At 62.3% G+C, this 20,698-nt stretch carries 18 protein-coding genes; 4 read left to right on the top strand and 14 right to left on the bottom strand.

Annotated features, from left to right (window positions below; translation table 11 throughout):
- Positions 1–178: 178 nt before the first annotated feature.
- From HYZ49_04380 to HYZ49_04315, 14 genes are all read right to left on the bottom strand, one after another.
- The gene (locus HYZ49_04380; GenBank protein MBI3241513.1) at positions 179–2,554 is read right to left on the bottom strand and encodes a hypothetical protein; all 2,376 of its coding nucleotides are present in this window, start codon (positions 2,552–2,554) and stop codon (positions 179–181) included.
- 100 nt (positions 2,555–2,654) lie between these two features.
- Positions 2,655–3,071 carry a DUF1761 domain-containing protein gene (locus tag HYZ49_04375; protein MBI3241512.1) on the bottom strand — a complete coding sequence of 139 codons (417 nt, stop codon included), beginning with the start codon at positions 3,069–3,071 and terminating at the stop codon, positions 2,655–2,657.
- A gap of 130 nt (positions 3,072–3,201) precedes the next feature.
- A complete protein-coding gene (locus HYZ49_04370) occupies positions 3,202–4,596 on the bottom strand; it encodes a LuxR family transcriptional regulator (GenBank protein ID MBI3241511.1) in 1,395 nt (464 codons plus the stop codon).
- An 82-nt stretch (positions 4,597–4,678) separates the two neighbouring features.
- A complete protein-coding gene (locus tag HYZ49_04365) occupies positions 4,679–5,152 on the bottom strand; it encodes an SRPBCC family protein (protein ID MBI3241510.1) in 474 nt (157 codons plus the stop codon).
- A 10-nt stretch (positions 5,153–5,162) separates the two neighbouring features.
- Positions 5,163–5,588 carry an ester cyclase gene (locus HYZ49_04360; GenBank protein ID MBI3241509.1) on the bottom strand — a complete coding sequence of 142 codons (426 nt, stop codon included), beginning with the start codon at positions 5,586–5,588 and terminating at the stop codon, positions 5,163–5,165.
- An 89-nt stretch (positions 5,589–5,677) separates the two neighbouring features.
- Positions 5,678–7,219 carry an HD domain-containing protein gene (locus tag HYZ49_04355; protein ID MBI3241508.1) on the bottom strand — a complete coding sequence of 514 codons (1,542 nt, stop codon included), beginning with the start codon at positions 7,217–7,219 and terminating at the stop codon, positions 5,678–5,680.
- A 72-nt stretch (positions 7,220–7,291) separates the two neighbouring features.
- Positions 7,292–7,717: an ester cyclase gene (locus HYZ49_04350; GenBank protein MBI3241507.1), complete on the bottom strand. Its 426-nt coding sequence runs from the start codon at positions 7,715–7,717 to the stop codon at positions 7,292–7,294.
- 55 nt (positions 7,718–7,772) lie between these two features.
- Positions 7,773–8,426, bottom strand: a complete 654-nt coding sequence (locus HYZ49_04345; protein ID MBI3241506.1) for a hypothetical protein — start codon at positions 8,424–8,426, stop codon at positions 7,773–7,775.
- Between the two features lie 127 nt (positions 8,427–8,553).
- A complete protein-coding gene (locus HYZ49_04340) occupies positions 8,554–11,262 on the bottom strand; it encodes an AAA family ATPase (protein MBI3241505.1) in 2,709 nt (902 codons plus the stop codon).
- Between the two features lie 121 nt (positions 11,263–11,383).
- The gene (locus HYZ49_04335) at positions 11,384–11,653 is read right to left on the bottom strand and encodes a cyclase (GenBank protein ID MBI3241504.1); all 270 of its coding nucleotides are present in this window, start codon (positions 11,651–11,653) and stop codon (positions 11,384–11,386) included.
- A 98-nt stretch (positions 11,654–11,751) separates the two neighbouring features.
- Positions 11,752–12,981 carry a DUF4872 domain-containing protein gene (locus HYZ49_04330; protein MBI3241503.1) on the bottom strand — a complete coding sequence of 410 codons (1,230 nt, stop codon included), beginning with the start codon at positions 12,979–12,981 and terminating at the stop codon, positions 11,752–11,754.
- A 152-nt stretch (positions 12,982–13,133) separates the two neighbouring features.
- Complete coding sequence (locus HYZ49_04325) at positions 13,134–13,628, bottom strand: quercetin 2,3-dioxygenase (protein ID MBI3241502.1); 495 nt, start codon at positions 13,626–13,628, stop codon at positions 13,134–13,136.
- 91 nt (positions 13,629–13,719) lie between these two features.
- On the bottom strand, positions 13,720–15,369 hold the full coding sequence (locus HYZ49_04320) for a helix-turn-helix transcriptional regulator (protein ID MBI3241501.1): 1,650 nt from the start codon (positions 15,367–15,369) through the stop codon (positions 13,720–13,722).
- Complete coding sequence (locus HYZ49_04315; GenBank protein MBI3241500.1) at positions 15,366–16,922, bottom strand: HD domain-containing protein; 1,557 nt, start codon at positions 16,920–16,922, stop codon at positions 15,366–15,368. Before HYZ49_04315 ends, HYZ49_04320 begins: the two co-directional genes overlap by 4 nt.
- Positions 16,923–17,011: 89 nt before the next feature.
- On the opposite strand from HYZ49_04315, the gene HYZ49_04310 reads away from it, so the two are divergent.
- The 4 genes from HYZ49_04310 (at position 17,012) to HYZ49_04295 (ending at position 20,673) form a co-directional block, all read left to right on the top strand.
- On the top strand, positions 17,012–18,322 hold the full coding sequence (locus HYZ49_04310) for a GAF domain-containing sensor histidine kinase (GenBank protein MBI3241499.1): 1,311 nt from the start codon (positions 17,012–17,014) through the stop codon (positions 18,320–18,322).
- A gap of 20 nt (positions 18,323–18,342) precedes the next feature.
- A complete protein-coding gene (locus tag HYZ49_04305) occupies positions 18,343–18,984 on the top strand; it encodes a response regulator transcription factor (GenBank protein MBI3241498.1) in 642 nt (213 codons plus the stop codon).
- A gap of 196 nt (positions 18,985–19,180) precedes the next feature.
- A complete protein-coding gene (locus HYZ49_04300) occupies positions 19,181–20,047 on the top strand; it encodes a xanthine dehydrogenase family protein subunit M (protein ID MBI3241497.1) in 867 nt (288 codons plus the stop codon).
- 149 nt (positions 20,048–20,196) lie between these two features.
- On the top strand, positions 20,197–20,673 hold the full coding sequence (locus HYZ49_04295; GenBank protein ID MBI3241496.1) for a (2Fe-2S)-binding protein: 477 nt from the start codon (positions 20,197–20,199) through the stop codon (positions 20,671–20,673).
- Positions 20,674–20,698 lie beyond the last annotated feature (25 nt).

The raw sequence follows: 20,698 nt of genomic DNA, 5'->3' as shown, positions 1-20,698 counted from the left end.
CCAACGTAAATGTTGAGGACAGTGTAAGGCAACGCGCCCCGGCGCGCATCGTTAGACCTAACTATTTTGACGAACGGCTTTGGCAGCGGACGCTTCGCGAAACGGATATAACAGATGGAGTCGCTCAAGCGATGCCATCCGTTACACGCGAAGCGGCTGCAAAATCCGTCGCCAATACTTACGCGAGGCCGTTTTCCACCGCGAAGCGCACGGCGGTGGTGCGCGAGGTCACGCCCAGCTTGCCGTAGATGTTGCGCAGGTGGGCGTTGATGGTGGTGGGGCTGACGACCAACTTCTCGGCGATTTGGGCATTGGTGAGACCGGTAGCCAGCAGGCGCAGGACTTCGACTTCGCGGGTGGTGAGGCCATCGGGCGCGGCGGGTGAGGCCGCCGAGGTCGTGGGTGGCGGCGTCAACGTGAGGGCCTGATGCGGCCCCAGCTGCCGACCTTCGGCCCAGGCGCGCGCGAACGTCGCTGCATCCGCTTGCGTGCGGGCAAGAGCGAGGCTGCGCTCATACAGCGCGCGGCGCGCGACGGGCAGGGGACATTGAATCGCCTCCCGCAACGCCTCCGCCGCGCCGAACAGCCGCGCCGCGTGTTCGGGATGGCGCTCAGCCGCCGCCACCGCCGCAAACTCTTCGAGGCTGAGGGCCATAAACCAGCGGTCGCCGATTTCGTTCAACACCATCAGCGACTCCTCAACCAGCGAACGGGCCAGCACCACGTTGCGACGGTCGAGTTCAATATCGGTCAGGCCGATGAGGGCCATCGTCATACTGCGTTTGTCGTCTAGGCGGCGCAACTGGGCCAATGACTGTTCGAGCAAGGGCTGGGCGGCGGCGAATTTTCCCTCGCTCACATAAATGAACCCCAACGCAAATTGCATGAAGGCGATGCCGCGCGGGTCGCCCAGTTCTTTGTAAATCGCCAATCCTTCCGAGCCAAGCGTATTGGCCGTCGCGTAATCGCCCTTGAGCCAGGCCGCGAAGCTGTTGAAGTTGAGGGCGTTCGCCAGCCCGGCGCGGTCGCCGATGGCGCGCGAGATGGCGACGATTTCGCCGCACTGTGCCAGCGCCGAGTCGTAATCTCCGCGAAAGGCCTGAGCAAAGCCCAACCCATTCAACGCGGCGGCGATACCGGGCGGGATGTTCAACTGACGGAACAGCCGCAAACTTTCCTGGCCCGCTTCAATCGCGGACACATAATCAGCCTGATAAATCGCCAGCACGCACGCGCCGCCTATCGCTTTGGCGCGTGCCACTATCGTCATGGGGCTGGTCGTCTGACTCAACGCCTCGGCCAGCCAACGGCGGCCTTCGGTGATGTAGCCGCGCACAAACCACAACTGCCACAGCGCCGCACAGAGTCGCACCGCTAAGTCGGCCTCGTGCGCCAACGACCAGCGCAGTGCGGCGCGATAGTTATTGTTGTCCTGCTCCAGCCGATTGAGCCACAGACCCTGCTCAGGCCCAAAGAGTTTTGGCTCGGTGGATTCAGCCAGTTGCAGGAAGAAGGCACAGTGCGCGCGTTGCGCGTCTTCGGTTTCACCACTGGCTTCGAGTTGTTCGCGCGCAAACTCACGAATCGTTTCAAGCATCGTCAGGCGGGCCTCAATGGCACGCAACAGACTCTTGTCCACAAGCGACTCGATTCGGTTCAACATTTCAACGGGCTGGCCGCCGCCCACGGCGCTGGCGGCCTCCACCGAGCACCCGCCGACGAAAACCGACAAACGCTGGAACAGCCGTTTTTCGTTCTCGTCCAACAGCGCGTAACTCCATTGAATCGCATTGTGCAACGATTGATGACGCTCCGGTACGTCGCGCGCGCCGCTGGTGAGGAGTTGCAGGCTTTGGTCGAGCCAAGCCCGCATGGCTTGAGGCGGCAACACCTTGATGCGGGCGGCGGCGAGTTCGAGCGCCAGCGGCAAGCCGTCGAGCCGGGCGCAGATTTCGGCGATGGCCGGGGCATTGGCGTCGTCGAGCCGCAGATCAGGCTTGAGGGCCAGGGCGCGGGTGAGAAACAACTGTACTGAAGGGAAAGACTGGAGATTAGAGATTGGAGAATTGAGGGTGGGGATTGGGAGCGGCGGGACGGCGAATTCGTGCTCACCCGTCAGCCGCAACAGCGAACGACTCGTCACCAACACTTTCAACTCGGGGCAAGCAATTAACAGTTCGGCGAGATGTGGCGCGGCGGCGAGGACTTGCTCGAAGTTATCGAGCACCAACAATTGTTGACCGAATAGATGCAGTTTCAGTCGTTCGAGTGGTGCGGCCTCACCCGATTGCCACAGGCCCAAACTCTGGGCGACGGTGGGCATGACAAGCGTGGGGTCGGTGATGGCGGCGAGTGAAACAAAATAAACGCCGTCGGGAAAGTCGCTGGCGAGGTCAACCGCGGCTCGCAGAGCCAGCCGAGTCTTGCCCACGCCCCCGGGGCCGGTGAGGGTGACCAGCCTCACTTCATCACGCCTCAAAAGGGCGCGTAACGCGGCGATTTCTTGCTCGCGTCCGATGAGGGGCGTGGGCGGGGTGGGGAGGCCGGAAGGCATAGCCGGATTATACGCCCGGCCTCGGCGCGCTACGCAAAAACAAAATCGCCCGAGGGAATATGGCCCATCGGGCGATTGCATTGAGGGGTATCGGCTGTCTTTAGCGCCACAGCGTCACGATGCTCACCATGACAATTTGCTGAAGCAGAAACAGCCCGCTGTTCATCAACCAAATGCCGACCGGCTGTTGCGCATGAATGGGCGGCCAACTGCTCACGACCGCGCCAACGCCGAGGCCCAGAATTGCGCCGAGGGTGATGGCGGTGGCGATGTCAGTTGTCCCGGTCAGGTTTGCCACCACCGCCAGTGCGAAGGCATTGACGAGAAAGCCGACGAACCACAGCCCGGCCTTCGCCGGCATGTTGGCCGCCAATTGTGTGTCGGAGAGGCCGGTGTAGCGTTTGGTCAGCGTTGCCCAGCGCAGACCAAAGACGGGCGGCATGTACCACACAAAAGCGAGGGCAAAGGCGGCAATGGCGGCGACGAGAATGGCGAGATAGTTGAGTTGGGTAAACATGAGCGTCTCCTGTGTTTGAAGTTGCGCTCACTATAGGGCAAAGGAGAAGCCGCCACATGAGGCGAATGCCCTATCTTTACCCCCACCCCGGCCCTCCCCCATTGAAGCAATACCAATGGGGGAGGGTGGGTTAAACCAACGAGTGTTGCATCGCAAAATACGTCGCCGCGGCGCGGGTGGAGACGCCGATTTTGCTGTAGATGTTCTGGAGGTGGTTGCCGACAGTTTTTGGGGAGACCGTCAACTGTTGGGCAATGTCCCGATTCGAGAGGCCGCGCGCCACGAGGCGGAGGACTTCAATCTCGCGCTCAGTCAGGTCGGCTACGCGCTGGCGGCGGACTTCGGGGGTGGCGTGTCCGGCGGCGGCCAGCACCGCGTTGACGGCGTCCCCGTCGAAGCCGCCTGCCCGCACTTCGCGTTTCAGTTCAGCGGCGGCCTGCTCGGGTGTGAACGCGGCGCGATGAGGCCGGGTCTCGATCATGGCTTGATAGACATCGGCGGCGGACAGAATCCGCATGGCGGGTGTGAGCATGGCGGCGGGCAGATTGCGGTGGTAGCCGGAGCCATCAAGCCGTTCGCGGTTTGAAGCGGCAATGAGACCCCATTCGGTCAGGACTTGGGGTTGAGACAGAATGCGTTGCGTGTAATATGGATGCAGTCGCACCCGCTCCCATTCGGTGACGGCGAGCGGGCCGGGCTTGCACCAAATGCCGGACGAGACTCCGACGCGGCCCACGTCGGCGTGCGCGGCGGCTTCCAGTTGTGAGTCGGCCAGCAGTGCGCGCGGCCCCGGCTCGGCGGCGAGAACTTCTTCACGGATAGTGGGCGAGCCGAGGCGCGAGCGCTCGATGAGATGCTCGGCGCTGGCGCAGAAGCGTTCGGCAATCGCTGGGTCGAGAGTCGCCCCACCGCGCTGGCGGATGGTTTCGACGACGGCTTTGGGATTGAGGAAGTGATGGGCGTAGATGGCTTCTTCAGCCACTTGAAGCAGGCGCACTGTGCGCGGGATCGCTTCGCCTTTGAGTTTGCCGGGGATGCCGCTTCCATTCCAGGCTTCGTTGCACACTAAAAGATTCTGTTGCAATCGCTGGTCGAGATTCAATCGCGCGGCGAAGAGTTGGGCGACTTCGCAATGAGCGAGGATGGCTTGCATGAAGCCGGGCAGAACTTCGGGCAGGGCAGTGACTCGTTTGACCAACGGTTGCTCGGCCAATACGTTGCGCCACATGAAGCCCAGCAGAGTCCAGGGTTTGGTCGGGTCAACATTGGAGAGGAAGCCGGGCGACACGGCCAGGTCGTTGCCGAAGAATGATGCGGCTTTGGGGGCATCCGCCGTGCAACCGGCGTGGCGGAAGAGGGCAAGGTAATACACCTCGCGCAGTTCGTCGTCGCCCAAGCCCAGCAATTCGCCCAATCGCAAACTGAGCAGGCACGAGGCCAGCACCATCTCCATCGGGTGGCCGAGGCCGAGGTCGGAGGCGAGGGAGAGGGCGACGGCGAATTCGGCGAGGCGAAGAGGCGGCATGCTGCCGATTATACTCACGCAACTCAAAACGGCTCGAGTTGATTCGGGCCGTTGATTTGGTGCGCAATGTGAGTCACAACCATTATACTGGTGAGGGAGCGCGCCCTCCGACCGCTGAGGCTTCCAGAATGCGCTTCAGTTTGGCAAAGCCTTTGCGATAAGTCTGCTGAAAGTTCATCGCGATTAACGGCTCCATCAACTTCGTCAATCCATCCGGTCGCCAATCAATGATGACCAGCGACACGTAACATCCATCGCCGTCTGGTTCGTACGTCCATCGTCCGGCCACCGGGAACAGACCCTGCACGTAGCGTTCGGCGTAAACCAGGTTGAGCGGGTCGTATTCGGCTACCTCATTAACCCATATCATTCGCCCTCCCAGCGGCGCTCTAAATTCGACCATGATGCGCGTTCCGACGCGCAGTGGACTGGGTGGCTCGAGTTGAACGCGGTTGACATCCTCCAGCCATTCCGGCAGATGTCGGAGGTCAGTCATGTAAGCATAGACTTCGTCAACGAGGCGGTTGATGTGAACGCGCACGGGTTTGGGCGGCACGGCACACCTCCTAAGACGCCTGCGGCGCAGGGATGGCGCCGAGTTGTTGCATCATGCCGAGCGTGTCGCCGAGCACCCACTCTTCGACAATCTCGTCACCCATTACCCGGTCAAGGCTGGTAATAGTGATGGCGAACGATTTGCCGGTGGCTGGGATGCCCATGAAGGCGTTGAGATGGGTGCCGCGCGCCGTGGCCCGCGTGAAGACTTTGTCACCTTCGGCAATCTGGTCTTCGATGGTGTGATGCAAGTCAGGGAATGCGGCATAGAACATTTTCGTCATCTGAACATGACCGTCGAGATTGAGTGGCATAGGCATGGTCGTGAAATGCGCAGCGTAGTTCGGGCCGAACAATTCGGCGGGGAGGTCGCCCTGGCGATGGTCGCTTTCTTCAAAGAGGCGGCGGACGAGGGCTTTGTTGGCTTCGAGGGACATAAGGCATCTCCTGGTGTCAGTGAGGTTTAGCCAACAGTATACGGAGACTTACCGCCGGGCGCATGAGGGGTTTCCCTCATTTCAGTCATTCAGGTCGAGCAGATGATTCTGGACGGCAAAGAGCGTGGCCCCGGCGCGGCCCTTGACACCAATTTTCCGTAAACATTGTAGATGTGGTTTTCGGCGGTTTTTTCAGTGATGGTCAGTTGGCGGGCAATTTGTTTGGTGGAGTGACCGCGCGCGATGAGGCGCAGGATTTCGATTTCGCGTGGGGTCAGGTTGGATGGGGCGCGGCGCAGGCGGGCGGCGCGATGGCCGGCCGCGCTGAGGACGGCGTCCACTGTTTGCGGGTCGAACTTACCGATTGTGGAGTCGCGACGCAGTTCGGTGGCGGCGGCAGCGTGTGAAAGTGCGGGGCGATGCGGGCGCGCCTCAGTCATCGCACAATAGCCATCAGCGGCGGCGAGCAGGCGGGCCAGGGGAGTCAACATCGAGGCGGGCAAGCGGCGATGATAGCCTGAGCCGTCAAGTCGTTCGTGATGGAGCGCGGCCAATGTCCCTAACGGTTCGAGGGCGCGCGAGTGCGACAGCACGCGCTCGGTGAAATACGGATGCAGGCGCACCTGTTCCCACTCGCTCGCGGTGAGCGGCCCCGGCTTCTCCCAGATGCCGGCCGTCACGCCCACCCGTCCGATGTCATGCAACCAGCCCGCCCGTCGAATGGTCACCACATCTGCCTCCGGCAAGCCGTACGCTTTGGCCGCGTCCGCCGCTATCTTCGCCACTCGGCGCGAATGGCCGACGAGGTAGTGTGACTTCAAATCGGTGAAGTCGGCGATGGCTTGAGCGGCCATATCAAATTGTTCGTCGGTGAGCCAGGCCGATTGGCCTGGTTCGGCGGCGAGTACGACCTCCCACACTGAGTCGGTTTCCAACGACTCGCACAGGTCAGGAGCATGGCGACAGAAGGCCTCCGCCAGCGTTGGGTCAAAGTGACGGCCCGACCGTTGGCGCACCATCGTCACGGCGGCGTCAATTCCGCTTAGGTGATAAAACGTGGCCGCGTCGCGGGCGAGATAAGCGATGCGGGCGGCGAGGGTTAGGTCTTCACCTTGAACTTTGTCCGGCAGTCCCTTGCCGTCCCATCGCTCAAAGGTTTGCGACAGGCCGCGCTTGAAGTTCGAGGCAAAGCCCATCATCCCGGCGAGGCGCTCGGCCACTTCGTTTTGGGCGACGCAGGTAGTGTGAGCAGTCTCTGAACCGACGGCCAGCATGTTGGCCATGAGGCGTAATCGTTCGGCTAGTGGTTTAGTCTTGCCCACGTTGCGGAGCACAAAGCTAAGCGTCTGCGCCGGGTCGTCGAGGTCAATCGTCATCCCCTCGGCGACGACAGTTTCATCGCCCATTCGCCTGGCATCAGCGGGCGCTGTGGCCGTACACCCAATGTGGCGTAAGAGGGAAAGGTAATAGACCTCGCGCTGTTCATCATCACTTAGGCCGATGGCTTTAGCCAGATTCAGGCCGAGCAGGGTGCACTTCATCACCCATTCAATCGGTTGGCCGTTGCCCAGGTCAATGGCCAGCGAGAGGGAGGCCATGAGTTCGGCGAGGCGGAGTTGCGGAGCGGACATCGCCACTCATTATACTTACGCGAACAAAAAGCGGCCCGACGATCGTCGGGCCGCTTTTGGCTGTGAAGGGAATTACGCCGTTTGCGGCGCGGGCATGACGCCCAACTGTTGCATCAATTCCATCGCGTCGAACAGCGCCCAATGCTCGGCAATCTTGTCGTCCACGTAACGATCAATGACGACGCCGTTTACGTCAATGATGCGGTTCGTGGCCGGGATGCCCTGAAAGTCGGCGCGGTGCGTGCCGCTGAAGCTCAGGCGGGTCGCTACACGGTCGTTCTCGGCGATCTGATCTTGGATGGTCACGCGCAGATCTGGGAAGGCCGTGGCAAACATCTGCCCGATTTGGATGAAGGCTTCGGCATTCAACGGGCCGGGCGCGCCGGGTTGATAGGTGACGAAGCCGGGGGCCAGCAGGCGGGCGCATTCATCCCAGTGGCGGTTGTTGAATTCTTCTTGAAAGCGGCGGGAGGTGGTTTTGTTGGATTCGGTGGACATGGAGGAGATTCCTTTCGGGAGTTTGAAGCTTTGAGAATTGGAGGATTGGAGATTGTTACTTGACCATCTGCGGTTGCATGGCCGCGCGGGCTTCGCCCTTTTGCGCCCAGAGCGCGTAGCCGAGCCAGGCATACGCAATGCCCATGAGCACGCCGCCGATGATTTTGACGAAGTAGATGCCGGGGACAAAAGCGCCCACGTTGAGAACCACGTTGCCGACGATCAACAGCAGTCCCCCCCAACGCGGGAGAACCCCGACGCGCATGGTAGTGTACCCCGTCAGAATACTGCCCAAGTCCCAAACGACGAGCGCCACGAGCACGAGGACGAGATACACACCGAGTGGGCCTGCCGGATCAAAAAGCTCAAAAGGCGGGGTGGGCGTCGCCTGTTGCGCGGCCAGATAGGGGTAGAAGAGCGCTTCGTCAATCGCGCCACCCACCCAATAGGCGTTCGCCAGCAGGGCGGCGATGAATCCGATCAGCCCAAGCCTGCCGACTTGCTCTGCTTGCGCCAGGTAGAGTCCCACAAGGCCGACGACCACGAGCAAATGATGAACGGTGACTGCGTAATGCACGACCGCCCAAAGCGGGTTGAGGGCCGCGCCCGGATCACTCTCGGCAGGGTGAAGCGGCTGGAAGATGATGTAGATCAGCCCCGCTATGATGAGCGCCAGCCCGCTCCAGCGAATGAGGGTTTGTGATGACATGAGACTGTTCTCCTTTGGGTGATGAAGTTGGAGACAGTCTATGCCAAGCGCGAAGCGCCCACATCGGGCGAACGCCCTATTTGAATCAAAAAGACCTTCCGGGCCGCCTGCGGGAAACCCTGAAGGTCTACACCACGTTTTTAGGGAACTGCTCACGCAGGCGCTCTGCCCAGGCGCGGAAACGCCCGCGTTCGTCGCTCGCCAGGCGCGCTTCGGCGCGGGTGAGGACGTCGTCCGCCGAGGCTGGCTCGCCCCGCTCAAGGTGAAGTTCGGTCAGCCAGAGATCAATCTGTGTTTGCTGGTGGGAGTTGGGAACTGAGGCGCGCGCTTCAGTCAACAGAGTCAGCGCGCGATCAAGGTCGCCGCGCCCACGGGCCGCAAGGCCGAGGTTGGCGCGGTAGGTGGCGACCATCTCCGGGTTGGCATGCCGCTCAGCCTCAGTCCGCCCGCGCCGAAACCAGTCTTCGGCAACATCCCACTGCTTCTCAGCCAATGCAATTTCACCGCGCGTGCTGTACAGCCATTGATGCGTCACGGCCAGCTCACGCTCGTCGGCCAGCTTCAGACCGGACTGGATGTGCCGGTGCGCGGCGGGCAGGTCGCCGAGCAGGGCGGCATGATAGGCCGCGTTGTTGTGGGCCATGATTGGTTCCGTTTCTAAAAATGCCAGCACGCGCTCGCCCCACTGGATCACCTCGGCAAAATGACCGGCGCGTAACAGGGCGTCGCAAAGCGCGATGCAAGCCTGCGCCGCACCGCGCGCATCGCCGCGAGATTCAAATGCGCGCTGGGCCGACTCTAGCACCGTGCACCCTTCGGCCAGATCGCCTTTACGATACAGCGCGCGGCCCAGCCCCAGTTCACGTACGGGCGTCGGCTCAAAGGCCAATGCGCGGCGATAGAAGTCAACGGCCTCTGCCGTGGCCGCCAACGTCAGCGCGTGAGCGGCAGCCATCTCGGCAAAGTGGGCGGCGCGCGGCGGGTTATCAGCCTGAGCGTAGCAGGCGGCGAGGCGTCCGGCGACCGAGGGCAGGCGGCCCGTATAGGTGATCTCCAACGCCTGCGCCGCGCGGCGATACAGGAAGACGCGCCGCGCTCCGCTCAACCCCTCGCGTACTACCGCCGCCACAAGCGGATGGGCGAAGGTGTATCTTGATTGATGCTCAGTGATCACGCCCGCGCGCAAGAGCGCGTCGAGGGCATCGAGCGTTTCTTCTTCGCCGCGCCCGCTAGCCCGGCGCAGGGTAGCGAAATCAAAATCTGGCTCGAGCACAGCAGCGGTCTGGGCCACCTGTCGGGCCGTGTCGGGCTGGCGGTGGAGGCGGGCGCGCACCAGTTCGGCCAGAGAGTGCGGTAAACCATCGGTGGCGGCCCGGCACAACTCAATCAGAAAGTACGGATTGCCCGCGCTTTGAGTCAGTACGCGCTGAACGAATGCCTCCCCCTGAGTCGGTTCGGCGACGAGGGCAGTGATGAGCGTCTCGGACTCGTCGTGCGTCAGGCGGGCCAATGGCAGGCGGCGGGCGATGAACTCGCGGCCCCGGTCGGCGGCGAACTGCATGAGCGAGGGGGGCGCATCTTCTGGCCGATAGGTGGCGACGAGCAATAGAGCCTCGCTGTGCAGGCGATGGGCGAGGTAGCCCAGCCAGTCCAGCGTGGCGCGGTCGGCCCAGTGCAAATCGTCCATGAACAACACGAGCGGGCGGGCCTTAAGCGCGAGCAGGCATTGGGTGAAGGCTTCGAAGATGCGGCGGCGCTCTTCGTCCGGCGGGAGCGCGGCGGACGCGGGCAAGTCAGGCAAAGCAGTGCGCAAGTCAGGAAGCAGGCGCGCAACCTCGGCCAGCCATAAGGCGGGCACAGGCGAGGGCGGCGTGAACAGCCGGCGGGCGTAGGCGCCGCGCGAGAACAACTCGGTGAGCGGCGCGAAGGGCAGGGTCTGAGTCGCTTCGAGACAGCGCATCTCCAGCACAACACAATCGAGCGGGAGGCCGAGCGACCACTCGCGCCACAGCCGCGATTTGCCAATCCCCAACTCGCCCGTGAGCAGGACGAGGCGCGCCCGACCGGAGGCGGCGGCTTCCAATTCTTCATCCAGCGCCACTTTCTCAGTTTCGCGGCCCACGAACGGCGGGTGCGCTGGCTCGATGGGCGCAGAGCGCGGCTTGGTTTGCCTCTGCGGGGTGGACGGCAAATCGTCCCGCGCGATGGCCTCACGCAGTGCTTTCGTTTCGGCCAGCGGCTCCACGCCCAACTCGCGTTCGAGGATGGCGCGCAATGAGTCGTACTGGCGCAGGGCTTCGGGCCGTTGGCCCAAACGCGCGTGCGCTTCCATCAACGCGCAGTGCATCGGCTCTTGCAGGTTGTCGTGCGCCAACGCGCGGTGGGCAAGTTCCAACGCCTCCGGCCAATTTCCGGTTGCCCGACTCTGTTCTATCGCCGCCGCCAGCAAGCGCAGATACAGTTGTCCAAATCGCTCGCGTTCAGCCGTCAGCCAGATTTCAAAGTCGGGGGCATCGGCCAGGGAGAGGGTATCGAGGAGGAGGCCATGATAGAGAGAAATTAGGGGTTGGGGGTTTGGGATTAACGGTTGGGGGATGGACTCAAATTCGTGCGCGTCCACCCAGGCGGATCGGGAGAGAGCGAGGCGGTCATCAGTCGTGAGCAGAGCATCTTCCCCCAATACTTTGCGGATGGACCACAAGGTGTTACGGAGATTTTTGCGCGCGGCGTCGCCGGGGCTTTCAGGCCAGAGCAGGGCGAGGAGATGCTCGCGGGCGTGCGAGACGCGAGTAAGGGCGAGGTAGGCGAGCAGGGCGATGGCTTTGGCCGAGGTCAACTCGACTGTATGTCCATCGCGCTCAAATCGAGGTTCGCCTAGAAGAAAAATCCGCAACGCCGACATGCCCCTATTATAGGAGCATGGGGCGTTGCGGGCTACGGCGGCACGAGTGAGGGCCTCAGGCCTCGTCGAGGAACAGCACTTCGGGCCGGCCGCTCACGCCCGCGCGCTGCATGGCCTCACGCAGTTCGGGAGCCTGCGCGTAACGGCGCGCGCTGTCTGCGTCCGGGAACTCGGTGAGGATGATGATCTCGTTGGGGTTGGCAGCGTCGCGCAACACACGCCAGCCGGTGGCGCCGTGGGTATTGCGCGCCGCGCCCATTTCATCGAACACGGGCCGCCACTTGGCATAGTCTTCAACTTTGTGATGAACGAATAGGGTGGACATGGTGGTTTCTCCTTTTGAATGACGAAGTTGTTATTTGGCCTCATATTAGCAAAAGGGTGTCCTCGGGAGTGTCCTCAGGGCAGTTGTATGATGGCCCACTATTTCCTCCTCCGCCCTTGTTGATCGGCCATCGCCGCCTGTAATGACTCGTAAGCGGCCTTCTCTTGTTCGCCCACCTTCAGCACACTCTCCGCAATCTGCTCGCGCAGGGCGGCGGCTTCGCCAGTCGTGAGCGGGAAGGCTTTCTCCATTTCGGCGCGGATGGCCTCCAGCCGCGTGTTGACCTTCCGAGTTTCAGCCAACGCCTTGCCGCCTTTCTCGACGAAGAGTTTGCGCCGGCGCGTCAGCAGTTCGCGCGTTTCTTTGAATGGCGTCATAGTGTCTGACAGAAGCGCCGCGCCCAACTCGCCCCAGCCTTTGGCGCAGACTCGAAACAGTTTGGCCGACTCTTGCAGGGCGGGCCGTTCCAACACCGTGGCCGCCTCATCCAAAAAGTTGGCGTACAAATCGCGGTCGCGTTGCGCGCCGGCCGTGCCCAATCCAAAACGATCGAAGGCCGACATCAGCCCGGCGTACATCTTCACACCCGGCGGGAAAATTTTGGCCCAACTCTGCTTGTCCTTCGGGTTGGTCAACACGGCGGCCCAACGCTGGAAGGCGGCCAGCCCAAAATTCTTTCGGGCGCTCTTCACCGGCGCTTCGGTGTAACGCTTGAGGCAATCCCAAATGCCTTGTTGCACGGCAACGGGTAATTTGCCGGAGTCGGGCGGCTCAAGGGTGAGCAGGCGATATTTGTCTTTCTTCACCCGCCCGCGCGCGGCGGCCAGTTCGGCAGGAGTAATGATGAAGGGTTGGGACGAGCGGTCGGCAATGTAAACAGTGTCGGCCTCATCGTCGAATCCATAAACCAGGATCGGGAACATCGCCCACCAGTCCTGGCGCGATTCGAGTCCGTTGTAGGGCAGGCTGAAGGCGTCGGCCCAGACGATGGCGGGCGAGCCGGAGTCGAGGGCGTCCAGCAAATTTTGCAGACCCTTTTTGGCGTCCGGCGTTTGTTGCAAGTGTTGAATAACGCCGAGACGGACGAGCAGGGTGTCGAGCGGGTTGAAGGTGTTGCGGGTGAGAATGGCAACGTGCGGGTCGTGGCCTTCGTAGGCAAATGAGAAGTAGCCCACCAGCACCCCGCCGCTGACGCCCATCAGCATGGCTTCGCTGTAGGGCTTGCCGCTGTGCGGCGCTTTGACGCCGGAATAGGCAAAGTAGTTTTGAACCGTCCCCGTTTCCCAATGGCGTCCGTCGAAGTGTTTGTAGTTTGGCAGGGTTGGCATGGCCGTCATCCTTTCAAGTTCGCGTTGATGACAGGCATTTTAGACTCAATTTGGGCCGCCGCTGAAAATTAGAGATATAGTAGTTGCGCCAGACCCTAAAGGTCTTGCGAAGCACCCCGTAACGAAGTGAAGGGGCTGAGACCCTTAGAGTCTTAGCCGGGCGGCGGCCCCAACGTGTCGGTGCCATAGGCCTTCAGGCTGGCGACGATGGCGTTGATGGCGGCCTCGTCGGGCGGGGCGGGCGGCGGCGGTGGGAGCGTCAACGCTTGGGCCGGTTGGCCGGTTTCGAAGAACCACTCGTCCAGCCCGGCGGGTGTGCCAATGCCGAACCAGCGCGCCGTCTCCGATTTGATTTGAAAGGTGTGAGGAGTGTGGCGGGGGACGAAGGCGAACGAACCGGGGCCGGCCGTCCACGTTTTGTCGCCGACGGTGAAGGTGATCTCGCCTTCGACGACGTACCAGATTTCGTCCTCGTGGCTGTGGGAATGGAGTGGCACGGCCATGTGCTTGTCAGCCAGCCCCTCCAATGCCCAGAATTGGCCGCCCGTCTCCGCGCCCAGAGCCTTGAAGTTCATCAAAGCGTTGAGATGCCAGAGCGCCCGGCCCTGTCCTGATTGCAATACGATGGGTGAAGTTTCGCCGCTCATGTTTTGCTCCTTGATGTGTGAATGGGTGATTGCCCACATCATAGGCCGAGCGGCGCGGGGGCGCATCGGGGACACCCCCTATTTGCATCCCCTATTTGTCTGTCTTTGTGGATTCTCGTTGGGCATAGGCCGCCGCTTCGGCGCGGCTGCGCAGGCCCAGTTTGCTCAAAATCTGGCTGACGTGATGCTCGGCGGTCTTGGCGCTGATGACCAGCCGCTCGGCGATCTCGCGGTTGGAGAGGCCGCGCGCGAGCAGGGCCAGCACTTCTTCCTCGCGTTGGGTAAGCGCCGCGGTTGTGCGCGCGCCCACGCGCCCCACTGCGCCCATCTCGCGCAGAAGCGCGGCGGCCTCGTCGGAGTCGCGAGCCGCGCCGATGCGGTCGAAGCAAGCCAGCGCCGCCCGCGCCCACGTCACCGCACCGGGCCGGTCACTATCTTTCAGCACCCGCGCCATCTCCAGCTTGGCGCGCCCCGCCACCAGCGATTGCTCGTACTGCCGCAGGCGGTCGAGGGCAGAGAGGAAGCATTGAGCCGAGTCGGCTTCCCCGGCGAATCGTTTGACCTGCCCCTGCGCGAGATCAGCTTGAGCCAATAAAAGATCGCTGTGCGCTCCTCCCGCGAGGGCGGCCAATTCATCGGCAGTACGTCTGGCGGCGTCGAGGTTGCCCAGCGAGAGGTGAACGTCCACCAGCAAACGCAACAGCGGCGCGTGATCCAGCGTGGGCGCTGACGCGGACACAGGACGAAGAGCTTGCTCCAATACCGCACGAGCTAACTCGGATTCGTCCCGCGCCAAATGCAGGCGGGCCATTGGCAGAACCGCACCGCCGTGATCTTCGTAGCCGGACAGCAGAATCTCGGCTTCTTCCAATCGCCCCTGACAAGCGCGCAAATCGGCAAGGCGCAGGACGGCGTGAACGCGCAAGGCTTGATGCCCGGACTCGAAGACGCGGATGGCCTCCATCAATTCGGCCTCGGCCTCGCCCCAGCGCCCGGTGGCGGTGAGCAGGCCGCCGTAGGTTGTGCGGCAGTAGGCGGAGAGGAACGGGCAGTGATAGCGATCGGCGAATGCCCGCGCCGCTTCACACCAATGATCGGTACGGACCAGATCGCCCGCCAACTCGCACGCCGAGAGCGTGGCGCAGAAGACCTCGCTGGTGATCATGAAACTGCCCACCTCGCCGCCGGTCACTGCCGTCATCGCTTCGTCAATGAACGCCATGCCATCCTCCACACGCCCCAGGGCCACGCGGGCCAGGCCGCCAAAGGCGAGGGCCAGGGCTTCGAGGCCGGGATCGTTGAATCGGCGGGCGAGGTCAATGGATTGGAGGGCCGTTGTTTCTAGTTCGGCAGGTGGGGACATCATCGAGGCGCGGTAGAGGGCAAGCCAGCCACTTTCCACGCACGGGGCGCTCTCCTCGTTCAGCAAACGTTCGGCGCGGGCGAACCAGCCTTTCATGGCGCTGACGTTGGCGCGCAGAAAGACCTGCTCCCGCGCCAGCCACGCGGCGATCAGCGCCGCCCGCCGCAGATCGCCGGACGCTTTGCAACCGAGATAAGCTTGGGCGCGGTGCTGATGCGAGGCGCTCACCTCGTTGAGCCACCACAATGCAATGCCCAGTCCGTCGTGCGCTTCAGGGCCGTCGTCTTCCTTTAGCGCAGACTCAAAATGCGCTTTGGCTTCAGGCCACTGCGCTTGCTTGAGTGCGGCGTGAGCGGCGGTGAGATGATCGTGGCTCATGTCGCCTCCAGCAGATTGTTTTGGATCGCAAACAGCGTCGCGCCTGCCCGGGTGCTGACGCCGATTTTGTTGTAGATGTGCTGGACGTGGTGGCCGACGGTTTTGGGGGAGATGACGAGTCGGGCGGCCATTTCTTTGTTGGAGAGGCCGCGCGCCACGAGGCGCAACACTTCAATCTCGCGTTCGCTCAACTCGACAGAGGCCGCCTTGCACGTGGGAAGCCGCGATGCGTGTCCGGCGGCGACCAGCACCGCCTCGACGGCCTTCTCGTCGAGCTCGCCTGAACGCGCCTCGCGGCGCAGTTGATCGGCGGCGGCCTCCGGCGTAAGCGCGGTGCGGTGTGGGCGCAGTTCCGTCATGGCACAATAAGCATCGGCGGCGGCCAGCAGGCGGGCGCTAAGGGGCAGTGATGCGCCGGGCAGTCGGCGATGATAGCCGGAGCCGTCGAGACGCTCGTGATGCAGGGCGGCCAGCGCTCCTAACGGTTCAAGCGTCTTTGAGCGCGACAAGACTCGTTCGGTGTAATAAGGGTGCAGTCGGACTCGTTCCCACTCGCTCTCGGTGAGCGAACCGGCTTTGCCCCAAATGCCCGCCGACACCCCCACCCGGCCGATGTCGTGTAAAAGCCCCGCCCGCCGTAAATTCACCGCGTCTGTTTCCGGCAGGCCGCACAGCCGGGCCGAGGCTTCGGCCAGTTGCGAAACGTGGCGCGAGTGGTTGAGGGTGAAGGGCGATTTCATGTCGGTGAAGTCGGCGACGGCCAGGCAACCGGCATCTATCTGCGAGTCGGTCAGTTGCACGGGGCGGCCCGGTTCGGCGGTGAGCAGGGCCTCCCAAAGTGAGTCGGCGTCCAGCGCAGAACACAGGTCAGGGGCGAAGCGGCAAAAGGAATCTACAAAGGTGGGATCAAGTTGGCGGCCCGCCCGTCCGCGCACCACCGTCGTGGCCGATTCGATCCCGTTCAACGAATAAAAAGTTGCGGCGTCTTGCGCGAGATGAATGACCCGCACGGGCAGGGCGATGTCTTCACCTTTGAGTCCTTTAGGGTCGCCTTTGCCATCCCAGCGTTCGTAAATTTGCCATAGACCGGCGGCAACCGCTGGACTGAAGCCCAGCGTCTCAGAGATGCGCTCGGCCACTTCGCAGTGCGCGGCGTGGTTGATTTTGGCCACCCCCGGCCCGGCCGCCAACAGGCCGCCGATGTAGCCCAGCCTTTCAAGCGGAGGCCGGCCCCTGCCCGCGCTGCGAAACACAAAGCCAAACGCCTGAGCCACATCATCCATATCGAGCGTCAGGCCTTCAGCGGCCCCAAGTTCATCGCCGAAACGTCCGGCGTCGGCGTGCGCGTTGGCGGTGCAACCGACGTGGCGCAGGAGCGAGAGAAAAAACACGTCGCGCTGGTCGTCTTCGCTCAAGCCGAGGGCTTTGCTCAAGTTGGCGGCAAGGAGCGTACACTTCATCACCCACTCCAGCGGCTGGCCGGTGCCGAGGTCAATGGCCAGAGAGAGGGAGGCAAGGAGTTCGGCGAGGCGGAGGCCATTTGAGCCGGGCATGACTACGATTATACTCTCCGGCAGGCGATCAAAAACGGCTTGATCGGGAGTATACTCAAAGCGCCGTTTGATATTCAGATGAGGTAACTATGGCTATTGCCCTCGCTCCAACACTTCAACAGGATAGTGACGCTCACCAGCGCAACCGCCTCCAGGCGCTTTATCACCTGGCGGTTGAACTCTCGACCTTGCGCGATTTGCAATCGGTGATGGACATCGCTCTGGGCCATTGCCTCGACCTCACCGAGTCGCAGTTCGGCTTCATCGGCCTGAATACGGCGGACGGGAAGGCAATGGACGTGGTGGCGATCCGCGGCTTCCACCCGACGACCGAGTTTTATGATCAATCGCACGTCATTCCCCTGCGGCCCAACGTGTTCGCCCGCGTGGTGCTGGAGAACCGCCAGGTGCGTTCTGAAGATGCAATGGCCGATCCACTGCGTGTCGGCCAGCCGCGGGGACACCCACCGGTGCACACTTTCCTGGGTGTGCCTCTACGCGGGCGCGAATCACCCATCGGCATGATCGGGGTGGCGAACCGGCCCACGCCCTACGACGACGACCACGAACAACTATTGGTGACGTATGCGGCCCAGGTCGCCATCGCCATCCGCAACGCGCAACTGTACGAAGAGTTGCAGGCGGCCAAAGCCGGGCTGGAGCGCAAGGTTGCCGATCGCACCCAGGCTCTGCAAGAAGCGCAGGAAGCCCTCGCCCAGAAGGCCGAGCAATTGCGCCAACTGCTGGCCGACACCGTGAACGTGCAGGAGCGCGAGCGCCAGCGCATCTCGCAAGATATGCACGACGGCCTCAATCAATTGCTCATCGGCGCCCTGCTCGAACTCAAGTCTGGGCGCGAGCGGCTGCGGGGGGACGAGCTGGCGCTGGCCGAGGCCTCGCTTGAGCAAGTGGCAGAAGTTTTGCGGCGCATGGAGCGCGAGATCAAACAGATCATTTACGATTTGCGCCCGCCCTCCCTCGACGCGTTGGGGTTGGTTCCGTCACTGCGGCGCTATGCCGAGCGTTTCGCCCAATACACTGGCATTCCGTGTGTGGTGCAGGCCAGCGGCGAGGCAGTTCGCTTGCCGCCCGACATGGAAATTGGCCTGTACCGGATCATGCAGGAGGCCCTGCAAAACGTCAGCGTTCACGCCGGCGCATGCCGGGCCGAGGTCGCCGTCGGCTTCACCCCTTCCGCCGTGACGCTCTCTGTCGCCGACGATGGCCGGGGCTTCGATCCCAATGATACCCGGCGAGACGGTGTCGGATTGTTGGGCATGCGCGAGCGGGCTGAGGGCCTGGGCGGGCGGCTCACCATCCACACTGCGCCGGGGCAGGGAACGCGCGTCAACCTCACCGCGCCGATTCATCATGCTGGAGAAGAGGGCAGGGATGGATAACTCCACGCTCTAATTGCCCAATGGCTCCGATTCGCATTCTGATCGTGGATGACCACCCCATCGTCCGGCAAGGATTGCGTAGCCTGCTCTCCAATTACCCGGACATGACGTTGGTGGGCGAAGCCGACAGCGCCCCGGCCGCCGTCGAGTTGGCGCGGCAGACAGCGCCCGATGTCATCCTGCTCGACATCCGTATGCCGGGCATGAGCGGCGTGGAGGCGGCGCGAATTCTCTCGCGCCAACACCCCACAACCAAGATTCTGATGCTGACCTCCTTCGACGACGAGGAGTACGTGAAAGGCGCACTGCAAGCCGGGGCAATCGGCTACGTCCTCAAAAGCGCGTCGGATGAAACGCTGGCCCAGGCCGTGCGGGCCGTGTATCGCGGCGAACGGGTCCTCAGCCCGAGGGTGATCGATCTCGTCGTCGAGCAATTCACCGACTACAGCCGTGAACGGGCGATTCGAGAGATCGGCCTGACGGATGACGAACATCGCATCCTGGGCCTCTTAGTGGCCGGGGCAAGCAATCCCAAAATTGCCGTCGAACTGCACCTCAGCGAAACCACCGTCAAGCGCAAACTACAGGATGTGTTCGAGAAATTGGGTGTGACCACGCGAGCGCAGGCGGCGGCAGAGGCCGTGCGGCGCGGGCTGGCGTAAATTGGACTGATTAGGTCAAATATCGGCCCGGTTGGGTCTATCCCGCCGGGCCGTTTTTTGTTTCAATAGATAGTCAGCGCAAACAGCGCCCCACTTTAGCCACAAATCTATCTCTTACGAAAGGAGGCCGCCGACACCCTTCCTCAATCTTCACCCTACTCCCCAATTACTCATTACCCAAAATGGAGCGATGCCCATGATTCCACCTACCTTTGATTACGCAGTTCCAAAGACTCTGAGTGAAGCCATTACTTTGTTGGGGCAGAACCCGGAGGCCAAAATTCTAGCGGGCGGCCATAGCCTGATACCGATGATGCGGTACCGGCTTGCGTCGCCCGCTTTGCTTATTGACATCAACCGCCTCGAAGGCCTGAGCTACATTCGCGAGGATGGGGGCTGGCTCAAGATCGGGGCGATGACCCGCGAGTCGGAACTCGACGAGTCCGAGTTGATCCATAAGAAGTACCCCTTGCTGGCCGACACGGCCAGAATGATCGCCGACCCGGTGGTGCGCAACCTGGCTACAGTAGGCGGCAACCTGGCCCACGCCGACCCGGCCAACGATCACCCGGCCACCATGCTGGCCTACGGCGCCCAGGTGGTGGCCGCCAGCCCGAAGGGAAACCGCACCATCCCCATCACCGATTTTTTCAAAGGTACGTTTGAGACGGCTCTGGCTCACGACGAAGTGTTAACCGAGATCCAAATCCCGGCCAACAAGCCACGCACCGGCGGGTGCTATCTCAAAATTGAGCGCAAGGTTGGCGACTACGCCACCGCCGCTGTAGCCGCTCAGGTGACTCTCGACGCAAGCGGCAAATGCTCATACGTTGGCATTGGCCTCACTAACGTCGGCCTCGTGCCGATCAAGGCCACCGCCGCCGAGGCCGCCCTGCATGGCAAAGCGCCCACCGACGACGCCATCCGCGCCGCCGCCGGGTTGGCCGCCGCCGCCGCTGACCCCAGCGCCGACCCGCGCGGCTCGGCGGAGTACAAACGCTCACTGGTCAAAACGCTCACCGTTCGCGCGTTGAAGCAAGCGGTGGCGAGGGCGAAGGGCTGAGTGCGTGGTGTGGTCGCTCTAATCCGCTAGCAACCTTTGTTCTTTCTTCACCTTTGGTTCTGTTGGGAAACATCCCAGCAGAAAGGCGGTCAACTTAAGACCAAAGGTGACGGGCGGATTAGACGGCGGCATCCAACAAGGAGTCAACTATGAGCACCCATCACATTCATGTTACTGTCAATGGCACACTTCACCATGCCGATGTCGAGTCGCGGCTTTTGCTCGTGCACCTCCTCCGCGAGAATCTCAACCTCACCGGCACTCACATCGGCTGTGACTCGTCGTCGTGCGGCGCGTGTACCGTCATGCTCAATGGCCGCAACGTCAAGAGTTGCACCGTGCTGGCTGTGCAGGCCGACGGCGGCGAGGTGATGACCGTAGAGGGCCTGGCCCAAAATGGCGCTCTGCATCCGATCCAGGAAGGCTTTCATCAGGAGCACGGTTTGCAGTGCGGCTTCTGCACGCCGGGAATGATGTTGTCGTCTGTCGCCCTGCTGAAGAAGAACCCCAACCCAACCGAAGACGAAATTCGCTGGGGGTTGTCGGGCAACTTGTGCCGGTGCACGGGCTACAACAACATCGTCAAAGCGGTGCAGTATGCCGCCAAGAAAATGCAGGAGGCGTAGTGCGTATTGTGTAGTCCGTAAATAC

The sequence above is a fragment of the Chloroflexota bacterium genome (genome assembly GCA_016197225.1).
Lineage (GTDB): Bacteria > Chloroflexota > Anaerolineae > Anaerolineales > VGOW01 > VGOW01.
This window is presented reverse-complemented; position numbering and strand designations above follow the sequence as displayed.